This is a genomic window from Streptomyces sp. ITFR-16 (assembly GCF_031844705.1).
Classification (GTDB): domain Bacteria; phylum Actinomycetota; class Actinomycetes; order Streptomycetales; family Streptomycetaceae; genus Streptomyces.
The window spans coordinates 262,775-274,870 of record NZ_CP134609.1; the positions used below are offsets into that span (position 1 = coordinate 262,775).

Consider the following 12,096-nt stretch of genomic DNA (forward strand, 5'->3'; position numbering starts at 1 on the left):
CGGGGTCAGTCGTCGAAGCCCGTGCCCCGGCTGACCTTCTCCCAGGCCAGCGTCTCGGCGCGGGAGGCGTCGAGGGCACCGAGGACCGCGTCCGTCGCGTCGTTGCCGAGCGGCAGCCGCAGCGGGGTGTCCTCGGCGGCCAGGGCGGTCAGGATGGCGGCCGCCGCCTTGTCCGGGTCGCCCTCCTGCTTGCCGTCCGAGCCGGGGAGGCCGCTGCGGACCGGGCCCACGGTCTCCTCGTAGGCGGGCAGCGCCGCAGACTGCCGCAGGGCGCCGCCGCCGGCGAACCCCGTCCGGAACGAGCCGGGTTCGACGATCAGCACCTTGATCCCGTGCGGGGCCACCTCGGCCGCGAGCGCCTCGGACAGGCCCTCCAGGGCGAACTTGGTCGCGGAGTAGCCGCCGACGCCGGGGAAGGTGAACCTGCCGCCCATGCTGCTCATCTGGACCACCGCCCCGGAGCCGTTGCGGCGCATGTGCGGCAGCACCGCGCGCACCAGCGCGGCCGGTCCGAAGAAGTGCAGGTCCATGAGGTCGCGCAGCTCGCGGTCGCTCGTCTCCTCCACGGCTCCGACAAGCCCCATGCCGGCGTTGTTGACCAGCACGTCGACGCGTCCGTACCACAGGACGGTGTCCGCCACGACGTCCGCGATGCGCGCGGTGTCGGTGACGTCCAGCTGTACGGCGACGGCCCGGTCGGGATACGCGGCGACGAGGCCGTCGAGCGCCTCCGGCCTGCGGGCCGTGGCGACAACGGTGTCCCCGGCGGCGAGGGCGGCCGAGGCGATCGCGTGCCCGAAGCCCGAGGAGGCCCCGGTGATCAGCCAGACGCGTCCGGCGGCCTGCTCGCGGGCCTCTGTCGTGGGTACGGTGTTCATGTCCAACTCCATCGCTTCATCAGGTCGTTGCGGTGATTCAGTTATGTCACCCGCGCCCCGCGACGGTCCAAGACAAGAACTCTCCGGATCGATAAAGACGCCTTATGATCCCAGCATGGAGCTACGTCAGCTGCACTATCTGACCGTGATCGCCGAGGAGGAGAACCTCGGCCGGGCCGCCCGCCGGCTGTTCGTCAGCCAGCCCGCCCTGTCGTACGCGCTCAAGAACCTGGAGTCCGAGCTCGGGGTGCGGCTCTTCGACCGGCACGCCGGGGGCGTGACGGCGACCCCCGCCGGGCGCGACGTGATCGCCGAGGCGCTGCTCACGGTGCGCCAGTCCGAGCGTGTGACGGCCGCCGCCGAGCGGCACAGCCGGGGCGAGGCGGGCATGCTGCGGGTGGGCTTCGAGGCGAGCGGCGCCGGTGAACTCACCACCCGGGCGCGGGCGGAGTTCTCCCGGCGCCACCCGGGGGTCCGGGTGGCGCCCAAGCGCTACGACTGGGGGCAGGAGGCCGACGCGCTGCGCGACGGCCTGGCCGACGTCTCCTTCGTCTGGCTGCCCAACGACCTGACCGGCCTGCACACCGAACTGGTGCACACCGAACCGCGCGTGGTGGGCCTGCCTGCCGGGCACGCCCTGGCCTCCCGTTCCGGCGTCTCGGTGCTGGAGGTCGGCGACGAGCCGCTGCTGTGGACACAGCGGGCACCGCGCCAGTGGGTGGACTGGTGGGCGGTCAACCCGAGGCCGGACGGTTCGAGCCCGGTGTGGGGACCGACCAACGACAACGTCGAGGAGATGCTGGAACAGGTGGCGGAAGGGGCCGCCATCTGCTTCGCCCCCCAGAGCATGGCGCGGTACTACGCGCGCCCCGACCTGTCCTAGGTCCCGCTCACCGACGTCGAGCCGCTGCGCGTGGTCCTCGCCTGGGCGCAGGGCGCGGACACCGCGCTGGTACGGGGCTTCGCCCGTGTCGTACGCGAACTCGCGGCCGGCACGGGGCCGGTGAGCGGGTAGCGGGGCCGGTCAGGGTGTCTCCCCCGCCTCCTGCGGTCGGGCCGGCAGGCTGTCCATGAAGGAGCTGACCGAGAACACCGCACGGCCGGGGCCGGGCGGCCCGTAGCCGGGGGGGCGAGCTGAGACCGTACTCCTCCATCGTCGCCCGGTAGGCGTCCAGCAGCCGGATGTGGTACTCCAGCGGCGCACCGTCCGGGTTGGTCTTGCCCAGCGGTGTCGTCGGCTCGGGGCACCAGGTGGTGAAGCGCGGGGTGATCCCGTGCGACATGAAGAACCGCAGGCCCTCGGTGGTCGAGTCGATCGCCTCCTTGACCGTGGTGAAGCCGAAGGGCTCGGCCATCTCCACGCCTGCCACGAAGTTGGGGATGACATTGCGGGCGCCGAACACCTCGGCGGAGTCCAGGATGCGGCGGTGCCACTCGTCACGGCCGACGTAGCGCTCCTTGCCCGGGCAGTACAGCTCGAACAGCCGGCGGTCCCACACCTCGTAGTTGGGGTGGTAGATCCGCACCCCGTAGTCGTGGAAGCGCTGCACGTCGGCCTTGGGCAGGGCCTGGGCGACGACCTTGCCGATCCACCGGCCGGGGAAGCGCTCCTCGATGGCCTTGGCGTACTGCCCGTAGAAGTCGGCCTCGTCGCGTCCGCCGATGTGTGAGGTGATGGCACCGCCGGTGAGGGTGTACGCGGTGGAGGTCTTCGCGGTGTCGTAGCGGTCGATGATGGCCAGGGCCTCGAGGACCTCCTCGACCGGCTTCACCCCGGTGTACGGGCGCCCCGCGGCCTTGTGCTGGCGCCAGTTGTGGTTGATGTCGCAGTACTGGCACTCCTCCTTCGCGCCGAAGTACTGGCAGACACGGAAGACCGTGAGGTAGACGAGGTAGCCCCACTGGATCGTGGGCGCCACCTCCATCACGGACTTGCCGTTCTCCAGGGTGTGCCGGTAGTAGTCCGGCATCGGCGGCAGCCCCACGTCGGAGATGCGCCGGCCGTCCAGGTAGAGCCCGAGCACCCCGTCGGCGTCGGCCGCGACCCGGTAGGGGGACGCGGGGTTGACCCGGACGGAGACGACGGTGCGCCGCAGCTCGTACGGACCACCGGTGAGCACGATCTCCTCCGGCGGGCGGCGCAGCGCGGCCGCTCCCAGCTCCGGCAGGGTGCCGTGGTCGAAGGAGAAGATGAAGTACGACTTCGGCTTGACGTCGCCCTGCTCGTTGTCGCTGAGCGCGGAGTCGTCGAAGGCCAGGCCGCCGCGCAGCAGGTCCTCCTTGATGACGGCCTCGCGCGGCACGTGCGGGAACTGCTCCATGAGCCGCTCGATCAGGCGGGTGCGGCTCGCGTCGGTGCTGCCGGGTTCGGTGCGTCCGGGGTCGGTGCGGCTGGGCATGGGTGCGGGCTCCTCGGTCCTGTCGTCGTAGGCGTTCCGGGTACGCCGACTGTGCAACGAACCACGGCCGCGAAGCGTTCTCGCCGCCGGGTCCGGATCCGCCGGTGCCCCCGCCGGAGCCTATGTGACCGGTGAGTAAGGTGTGGCGTCCGGGGAGGCCGTCGGCCGTGCGGTCGGCCCGACGCCCCGGTGGTTGCCGCAGTCGGCCGCGGAACGGAAGTGCTCCATGCCCCGCACCATGTCCGTGTCGGACAGCATCGTGGTCCTCGCCGAGCCCTCGGACGTCTACGCCCGGCTGAGCGACCCCACGGCCATGGGCCGCTGGAGCCCGGAGAACCGGGGTGCGAAGGTGCTCGGGGAGCGCCGGGGCACCTACGTCGGCATGGTGTTCGAGGGCCGCAACAAGCGGGGCCCGGTGAGCTGGACGACCCGGTGCACGGTCACGGCGGCCGACCCGGCCGAGCGGTTCGCCTTCCGGGTGCACGCCATCGGCGCCCGGCGGCCGGTGCTGCCGGGTCCCATCGCCACCTGGGAGTACCGCTTCGAGCCCGTGGAGGGCGGCACCCGGGTCACCGAGACCTGGACCGACGACCGCCGTGCCTGGCCCGACTTCCTGGCCAACACCTTCGACCGGGTGGCGACCCGGGGCCACACCTTCGCCGTGTTCCAGCGCCGGAACATCCGCACCACGCTCGAACGCCTCAAGGCGGTGCTGGAGGCCCCGGACGCCTGAGCGGCCGGCGCCCCGTCACTTCTCCCAGTGCGCGGGGCGGCCGAGGGACGCCGGGAGCCGGGTGGCGCCGTTCCCCCGGGCGGCGTTCAGCTGGGCCTGGGTGAGGAAGAGGGCCCCGGTCAGATCGGCGCCGGACAGCTCGGCGTCGCGGAAGTCGGCGCCGATGAGGTCGGCCAGCCGCAGATCGGCGCCGCCGAGGTCCGCCGCGATGAGGAAGGCGCCGCGCAGGTCGGCGCCCCGGAGATCGGCGCCCTTGAGCCGGGCGCCGATCAGGTCGGCCCCTCGGTGGTTGCGCTTCTTCCTGCCGGGCGCGGTGGCACGTACGAGCGCGCTGGTGCGTGCCAGCAGGGCGGCGACCTCGTCCCGGTGCGCGGCCACGTCCAGGCCGGCGAAGGCACCGGCGTCGAGACGGGTGAGCTCCTCGGTGGCTTCGAGGGTCCGCCGGATCTCTCCCCGCAGGGAGCGGGCGGGCGCGAGCCCGGCCGCCTCGGTGAGGTACCAGAGCAGTTCGTGGAGCTGGCGCACGACCGGGAAGACCTGGAACATCTGCTGAGCGGTCTCCGGCGCGCGGCGCCAGTCCTTCCCGCCGTAGGTCTCCTGCGACACCTTCTGGCCGGCGCCGAAGCAGTCGTACACCGTGCAGCCGGGGAAGCCCTCGGTGCGCAGCCGGGTGTGGATTCCGCAGCGGAAGTCGTCCTGAAGGTTGCGGCAGGGCTTGCCGGCGTCCTTGTTGACGGCGAAGTCCGCGGACCGGGTCAGGGTCAGCGCGACACAGCACAGCCCGAAGCAGTTCCCGCAGTCGGCGCGCAGGGCCTGCCGGCCGGTGCTGTCCGCACGGTCGTCACCGGAGGCGGGTTCGTTGTCGGGCACGGTGCGTGGGTCCTTAGGAGTGCGGCGTCGCTGACCGGTCGAGACTACCCATCCCGGGTGAACGGTGCGTTGTCAGTGGGGCGGCGCACACTGACAGCAGTGCGGTACGGAGCCGAGGGCAGGGGGCAGGGATGGGCGCCGACGAGGACAACGGGTTCGAACCGGCCACCGGGGACGGCCCGGCACCCCCGGATCCGCCGCAGGCGCGTGCCGCGTCGGTGCGGACCGCGTTCGCCGGGATGCTCCAGATCAGACGGCTGACCCGGCCCGGCCACGCGGACCCGGAGTCGGTGCCCGCTCCGTGGGAACTGCACCGGCCGGTACGGGCCGTCGCCCTGGCGCTGGAGGCGGCGGGAGTGAACGCGTCGGCGGTGGACCCGGCGGGGCCGCGCACGGCGACGGGGTACCGCGTGGCGGCGGGCGAGGCCCCGGGCACCGTACGGGTGGAGTGGCTCGGCCCGCCCGGCAGCGGCGCGGCGCACGAGGAGGAGGCCGCGCTGACGCGGTGCTCGGCGGTGCTGCGGGAGTCGGGCTGGACCGCGCTGCTGTACCGAGGGCCGCGCCGCCGGCGGTTCCTGGAGGTCGAGCCACCGGTGGGAATACGTCGGCCGGACGGCCGATAGCGGCCGTGCCGCGCGCGGTACGGGGGCCCGCTGTCAGACCCGTGGGGGATGCTGGTGGGTCCGACACCTCTGACCGGGAGATGCTGAGATGCGCAAGGACGAGATCGCCGCGGCGCAGGCGTATGTCCGTTTACTGGAGGCCACCCGGGCGGCCCTCTCCGATCCCGACGGGCCGCCCGTCTACCTGCCGTTGCTCGCCTCACCGATCGAGGAGGCCGACGGTGCGCTGCGGCGTGCCGGATTCGCGGGCAACGAGTCGCGGTTCTTCGACCTCGTGCGGTCGCTCCGGCCGAGCCTGACGGGCACCGGGCACTGAACGGCGGGCGGTGACGGGCGGGCCGGGGGCGGCGGGTGGCCCCTGGTGGGGCCGCCCGGAATTCGTTCTTGACGAGGGCGGATCACCGACGGCAGGATGGCCACCCGGCGTGGCCTGCGCCTCACCTCCCCGGCCGTCCCCAGCTCGGCCTTCGACGGAGGCAAAGGGACTTCTTGTCTCAGGTCGCTGTCGTGGTCCGATCGTCTCGGGCGTGGTCGCTGGGGGGCTGACGTCCGTGGCGTGGAAGGCCAGATGACAGCCCACAGGAATCTCAAGCGCCGGGTGCGTGCCCGCGCGGCCAAGACCGGCCAGTCCTATACGACTGCCCTCCGGCTTTTCCGTTCGGCTCCCCAAGGAGACGTCATGCCGGAAACCAAGAACGTACGACTCGCCGTGGCGCAGTCCACGGTCCGTGAGAACCCCCTCAGCGGCGCCGAGTTGAGGGACAGCGGTGCCGAGGTCCGCCGTCTGATGCGGGAGGCCCGCGCGGCCGGCGCCAGGGTGGTGCAGTTCCCCGAAGGGGCGACCTGCTTCCCCGGCAAGCGGGCGCTGTCCGTCGACGGCCCGGACGAGGCCGGCCCCGCCGACTGGGGCCGCTTCCCCTGGAACGTGCTCCGGGAGGAGCTGGCGGCGACCGCGCGGCTGGCGCGGGAGCTGGGGCTGTGGACCGTGCTCGGCTCGGTGCACCGGCTCACCCCGCCCCACCGGCCGCACAACAGCCTGTATGTGCTCTCCGACCGCGGCGAGGTCGTGACGCGGTACGACGAGCGCATGCTGTCGCACACGAAGATCTCCCATCTTTACGCGCCGGGTTCGGCGCCGGTCACCTTCGAGGTGGACGGCGTCCGGTTCGGCCTGACGCTGGGCATGGAGGCCCACTTCCCGGAGCTGTTCGGCGAGTACGAGCGGCTCGACGTCGACGCCGTCCTGTTCTCGACCACGGGCGGGGCCGGCGGCGGGGAGTCCTTCGCGACGGAGATCCGGGCGCATGCGGCGACCAACCGCTACTGGGCCGGTTTCGCCGTCCCGGCCCAGCGGGGCGCCACCTCCCCGGCGGGAATCATCGCCCCGGACGGTGAGTGGGCGGCCCGGTGCCGGGCGGACGCGACGCCCTCGCTGACCTTCGCGGACCTCGGAACGCAGGATCCGACGAGCGCGCTGGCCCGGCCGTGGCGCCGGCGGGCCCGCGCCGAACTCTACGACGAGCACCGCGTCGAGGACGCCCGCAGCAGCGACCGCACCGGTTTCTAGGGGCCGTTCACCCCTGGCCCACCCGTGCGGGTGGGAGCGCGTCGGCCCGGCCCGCCCGAGACACCTCGGGCGGGCCGGGTCCGTCTTCGGCCGGGACGCCCCGATCCGGGGTGAATTGATTCAACAGCGGAAGAAGACTGACCAGCAGCTTGACTAGTGACTGACGGCAAACCTAGCGTACGTTCCGGATGAAACGATTCACCCCCGCGATTCACATCCAGACGGCTGCGGTCGCCTGATGACTCTGCTTACGAGGTGCTCATGTCCGATGTGTCGGCCGTCAAGGCAGCCCTGAAGTCCCAGGTGATCGAGACCCCTTCGTGGGGCTACGGCAATTCCGGGACCCGCTTCAAGGTCTTCGCGCAGCCGGGGGTTCCCCGCGATCCGTTCGAGAAGATGGCGGACGCGGCGCAGGTCCACGCGTTCACCGGGGTCGCCCCGAAGGTGTCGCTGCACATCCCCTGGGACAAGGTGGCCGACTACACCGAGCTGACCCGGCACGCCGAGGGCCTCGGACTGCGGATCGGCGCGATCAACTCCAACGTCTTCCAGGACGACGACTTCAAGCTGGGCTCGGTCACCCATCCCGACCCTGCGGTGCGGCGCAAGGCGACCGACCATCTGCTGGAGTGCGTCGACGTGATGGACGCGACCGGCTCGCCCGACCTCAAGCTGTGGTTCTCCGACGGCACCAACTACCCGGGCCAGGACGACATCGTCGCCCGGCAGGACCGGCTGGCCGAGGCGCTGGCCGAGGTGTACGAGCGGCTGGGCGACGACCAGCGCATGCTGCTGGAGTACAAGCTCTTCGAGCCGGCGTTCTACACCACCGATGTGCCCGACTGGGGCACGGCGTACGCCCATTGCCTGAAGCTCGGCCCCAAGGCGCAGGTGGTCGTGGACACCGGGCACCACGCCCCGGGTACGAACATCGAGTTCATCGTCGCCCTCCTGCTGCGGGAGGGCCGGCTCGGCGCCTTCGACTTCAACTCCCGCTTCTACGCGGACGACGACCTGATGGCCGGGGCCGCCGACCCCTTCCAGCTGTTCCGGATCATGCACGAGGTCGTGAAGAACGGCGGTCTGCGGGCCGGGACCCGGGTCAACTTCATGCTCGACCAGTGCCACAACATCGAGGCCAAGATCCCGGCCGTGATCCGGTCCGTGGCCAATGTGCAGGAGGCCACGGCCAAGGCCCTCCTGGTCGACGTGGACGCACTCGGCGCCGCCCAGCGGTCGGGCGATGTCCTGGCGTCGAACGCCGTGCTGATGGACGCGTTCAACACCGATGTACGGCCGCTGCTGGCCGAGGTCCGCGAGGAGCAGGGGCTCGCCGGGGACCCGGTCGCCGCCTATCTCGCCTCCGGCAACCAGGAGCGCATCGCCGCCGACCGGGTCGGCGGCACCCAGGCCGGATGGGGCGCCTGACCTCCGTACCCGCTCCCCGCACCGCGCCCCATCCGTCGTCCCCGCACTTCTACCCGGAGGAAACCTCATGACGTCCGCGACGCACCCCGAGGTCGCCGCGCTCCTGGAACGCGCGCACCGGCTCGGTTCCGACCCCCGCAACACCAACTACGCCGGCGGCAACACCTCGGTGAAGGCCGCCGGCGCCGACCCGGTCACCGGCGGCGAGACCGAACTCCTGTGGGTCAAGGGCTCCGGGGGCGACCTCGGCACTCTGAAGGAGGAGGGGCTGGCGGTGCTGCGCCTGGACCGGGTCCGCGCCCTCAAGGAGGTGTACCCGGGGGTGGAGCGCGAAGACGAGATGGTCGCGGCGTTCGACTACTGCCTGCACGGCAAGGGGGGCGCCGCACCGTCCATCGACACCGCCATGCACGCGCTGGTCGAGGCGGCGCACGTCGACCATCTGCACCCGGACTCGGGGATCGCCCTGGCGTGCGCGGCGGACGGCGAGAAGCTGACCGCCGAGTGCTTCGGCGACAAGGTGGCCTGGGTGGGCTGGCGCCGGCCCGGCTTCCAGCTCGGCCTGGACATCGCCGCCGTCAAGGAGGCCAACCCGCAGGCGGTCGGCGTCGTGCTCGGCGGGCACGGGATCACCGCGTGGGGCGGGACGTCGCAGGAGTGCGAGCAGAACGCGCTCTGGATGATCCGCACCGCCGAGACCTTCCTGCGGGAGCACGGCAAGGACGAGCCCTTCGGGGCGGTCCTGCCCGGCCGCACCGCCCTGCCGCCCGGGGAGCGGCGCGCGCGGGCCGCCGCGCTGGCCCCGGTGATCCGTGGCCTGGCGTCCACGGACCGGCCGCAGGTGGGTCACTTCTCGGATGCCGAACCGGTGCTGGACTTCCTCTCACGCGCGGAGCATCCCCGGCTCGCCGCCCTCGGCACCTCCTGCCCGGACCACTTCCTGCGGACGAAGGTCAGCCCGCTGGTCCTGGACCTTCCGGCGGACGCCCCGGTCGAGGAGGCCGTGGAGCGGCTGAGGGAACTGCACGGCGCGTACCGCGAGGCGTACCGCGCGTACTACGAGCGGCACGCCGTGCCCGGCTCCCCCGCCATGCGCGGCGCCGATCCGGCGATCGTGCTGGTGCCGGGGGTGGGGATGTTCTCCTTCGGCAAGGACAAGCAGACCGCCCGAGTCGCCGGGGAGTTCTACCTCAATGCCGTCAATGTGATGCGGGGCGCGGAGGCCGTCTCCTCGTACGCGCCGATCGAGGAGTCCGAGAAGTTCCGCATCGAGTACTGGGAGCTGGAGGAGGCCAAGCTGCGCCGGATGCCGAAGGCGAAGCCGCTGGCCACCCGGGTCGCGCTGGTGACCGGGGCCGGTTCGGGCATCGGGCGGGCCATCGCGCACCGGCTGGTCGCCGAGGGCGCGTGCGTCGTCGTCGCGGATCTGAACGCCGCGAACGCGGTCGCGGTCGCGGAGGAGCTGGGCGGGCCCGACCGGGCGGTGGCGGTGACGGTCGACGTCACCGACGAGGAGCAGATCACCGAGGCGTTCCGGGCCGCGGTGCTCGCCTTCGGCGGGGTGGACCTGGTCGTCAACAACGCCGGGATCTCCATCTCCAAACCACTCCTGGAGACGACCGCGCACGACTGGGACCTCCAGCACGACATCATGGCGCGCGGCTCGTTCCTCGTCTCGCGCGAGGCGGCCCGGGTCATGCGGGCGCAGGGCATCGGCGGGGACATCGTCTACATCGCGTCCAAGAACGCCGTGTTCGCCGGTCCCAGCAACATCGCCTACTCGGCGACCAAGGCCGACCAGGCCCATCAGGTGCGGCTGCTGGCGGCGGAGCTCGGCGGGGACGGCATCCGGGTCAACGGGGTCAACCCGGACGGGGTGGTGCGCGGTTCGGGGATCTTCGCCGCGGGCTGGGGCGCCCAGCGGGCGGCCACGTACGGCATCGAGGAGGAGAAGCTCGGCGAGTTCTACGCCCAGCGGACCCTGCTCAAGCGCGAGGTGCTGCCCGAGCATGTCGCCAACGCCGTGTTCGCGCTGACGGGCGGCGAACTCACCCACACCACCGGCCTGCACATTCCGGTCGACGCCGGTGTGGCGGCGGCCTTCCTTCGATGACCGGCGGCGACCGCGTCTTCGCCGCCGTGGACCTCGGCGCGACCAGCGGCCGGGTGATCACCGGCCGCGTCGGGCCCGGCACACTCGAACTCACCGAGGCGCACCGGTTCGCGAACACTCCGGTGCGGCTGCCCGACGGGCTGCGCTGGGACGTACCGGCCCTGTACCAGGGGATGCTGGACGGGCTGCGCGCGGCCGGGCGCGGCGGGCCGGTCGCCTCGGTCGGTGTCGACACCTGGGCGGTGGACTACGGGCTGCTGGACGCCGACGGATCGCTGCTGGGGCTGCCGTTCCACTACCGGGACGCGCGCAACGACCAGGCCGCAGAACGGCTGCCGGAGGGCTGCGGTCCGCAGGAGCTGTATGCCGTCAGCGGTCTCCAGCACCTGCCGTTCAACACGGTCTTCCAGCTGCTCGCGCACCGGGGCACCGCTCAGTGGGGCACGGCCCGGACCCTGCTGCTGATGCCGGATCTGCTGGTGCACTGGCTGACGGGGGCGGTGGGGGCGGAGCGCACGAACGCCTCGACGACGGGGCTGTTCGACGCGCGGTCCGGTGACTGGTCCGATGCGCTGATCGGCCGGCTCGGGCTGCCGCGTTCGCTCTTTCCGCCGCTGCGCGAGCCGGGCGATCCGGCGGGGACGCTGCTGCCGCACGTCGCGGAGTTCACCGGTCTGCCGGCCGCGACCCCGGTGACGACGGTCGCCTCGCACGACACGGCGTCGGCTGTCGTGGCCGTACCGGCGCGGGAGCGGGACTTCGCGTACGTCTCCTGCGGGACCTGGTCGCTGGCGGGTCTGGAACTGGACGCGCCGGTGCTGTCCGAGGAGTCGCGCGCGGCGAACTTCACCAATGAGCGCGGGGTGAACGGCACCGTGCGCTACCTCCGGAACATCATGGGCATGTGGCTGCTGGAGGAGTGCCGTCGGGTGTGGGAGCGCGAGGGGGCCGCGCCGGATCTGGGCGGGCTGCTCGCCGACGCGGCGGCCGCTCATCCCTTCGCGGCGGTGATCGACCCGGACGACGTGTCGTTCCTCGCGCCGGGCGACATGCCGGCCCGGATCGACGCGTATCTGCGGCGCACCGGGCAGAGCCCGCCCCGGGCGCCGGGCGGCTATGTGCGCTGTGTGCTGGAGAGCCTGGCGCTGGCTCACCGCCGTACGCTGCGGCAGGCCGCCGGGCTCGCGGGCCGTGATCCTGCGCGGATCCATCTGGTCGGCGGGGGCTCGCGCAATGAGCTGCTGTGCCAGTGGACGGCCGACGCGAGCGGTCTTCCGGTGACGGCGGGGCCGGCGGAGGCGACGGCGCTCGGCAACATCCTGGTACAGGCGCGCGCCCACGGTCTGCTGGACGGTCTGGCCGCTATGCGCCGGCTGGTCTCCCGTACACAGGAGCTGCGGCACTACGAGCCGCGGGGGGACATGCGTGCCTGGGACCGGGCGGAGGCCCGGCTCAAGGGCTAGGGCCCGTCCTCGCGACCACTGA

The 12,096-nt window shown here is 72.4% G+C and carries 10 protein-coding genes and 1 pseudogene; 8 read left to right on the plus strand and 3 right to left on the minus strand.

Annotated features, from left to right (window positions below):
• Positions 1-5: 5 nt before the first annotated feature.
• Complete coding sequence (locus tag RLT58_RS01250) at positions 6-878, minus strand: oxidoreductase (RefSeq protein ID WP_311308470.1); 873 nt, start codon at positions 876-878, stop codon at positions 6-8.
• A 115-nt stretch (positions 879-993) separates the two neighbouring features.
• On the opposite strand from RLT58_RS01250, the gene RLT58_RS01255 reads away from it, so the two are divergent.
• Positions 994-1,761, plus strand: a complete 768-nt coding sequence (locus RLT58_RS01255) for a LysR family transcriptional regulator (RefSeq protein ID WP_311308471.1) — start codon at positions 994-996, stop codon at positions 1,759-1,761.
• A 141-nt stretch (positions 1,762-1,902) separates the two neighbouring features.
• On the opposite strand, the pseudogene RLT58_RS01260 reads toward RLT58_RS01255, so the two are convergent.
• Positions 1,903-3,277: pseudogene (locus RLT58_RS01260) on the minus strand (radical SAM protein).
• Positions 3,278-3,503: 226 nt separating this feature from the next.
• On the opposite strand from RLT58_RS01260, the gene RLT58_RS01265 reads away from it, so the two are divergent.
• Positions 3,504-4,010, plus strand: a complete 507-nt coding sequence (locus tag RLT58_RS01265) for an SRPBCC family protein (protein WP_311308472.1) — start codon at positions 3,504-3,506, stop codon at positions 4,008-4,010.
• 15 nt (positions 4,011-4,025) lie between these two features.
• Here RLT58_RS01265 and RLT58_RS01270 read toward each other — a convergent pair whose 3' ends face one another.
• Positions 4,026-4,880: a pentapeptide repeat-containing protein gene (locus RLT58_RS01270; RefSeq protein WP_311308473.1), complete on the minus strand. Its 855-nt coding sequence runs from the start codon at positions 4,878-4,880 to the stop codon at positions 4,026-4,028.
• Positions 4,881-5,011: 131 nt separating this feature from the next.
• On the opposite strand from RLT58_RS01270, the gene RLT58_RS01275 reads away from it, so the two are divergent.
• The 6 genes from RLT58_RS01275 (at position 5,012) to RLT58_RS01300 (ending at position 12,074) form a co-directional block, all read left to right on the plus strand.
• Positions 5,012-5,503 carry a hypothetical protein gene (locus tag RLT58_RS01275; RefSeq protein ID WP_311308474.1) on the plus strand — a complete coding sequence of 164 codons (492 nt, stop codon included), beginning with the start codon at positions 5,012-5,014 and terminating at the stop codon, positions 5,501-5,503.
• Positions 5,504-5,591: 88 nt separating this feature from the next.
• A complete protein-coding gene (locus tag RLT58_RS01280) occupies positions 5,592-5,819 on the plus strand; it encodes a hypothetical protein (RefSeq protein WP_311308475.1) in 228 nt (75 codons plus the stop codon).
• 363 nt (positions 5,820-6,182) lie between these two features.
• Positions 6,183-7,070 carry a carbon-nitrogen hydrolase family protein gene (locus tag RLT58_RS01285; protein ID WP_311308476.1) on the plus strand — a complete coding sequence of 296 codons (888 nt, stop codon included), beginning with the start codon at positions 6,183-6,185 and terminating at the stop codon, positions 7,068-7,070.
• Between the two features lie 261 nt (positions 7,071-7,331).
• Entirely contained in the window at positions 7,332-8,498 is a 1,167-nt protein-coding gene (gene rhaI / locus RLT58_RS01290; protein ID WP_311308477.1) for an L-rhamnose isomerase, read from the plus strand.
• Positions 8,499-8,565: 67 nt separating this feature from the next.
• A complete protein-coding gene (locus tag RLT58_RS01295; RefSeq protein ID WP_311308478.1) occupies positions 8,566-10,611 on the plus strand; it encodes a bifunctional aldolase/short-chain dehydrogenase in 2,046 nt (681 codons plus the stop codon).
• A complete protein-coding gene (locus RLT58_RS01300) occupies positions 10,608-12,074 on the plus strand; it encodes a rhamnulokinase (protein WP_311308479.1) in 1,467 nt (488 codons plus the stop codon). Before RLT58_RS01295 ends, RLT58_RS01300 begins: the two co-directional genes overlap by 4 nt.
• The last annotated feature ends 22 nt before the right edge of the window (positions 12,075-12,096 follow it).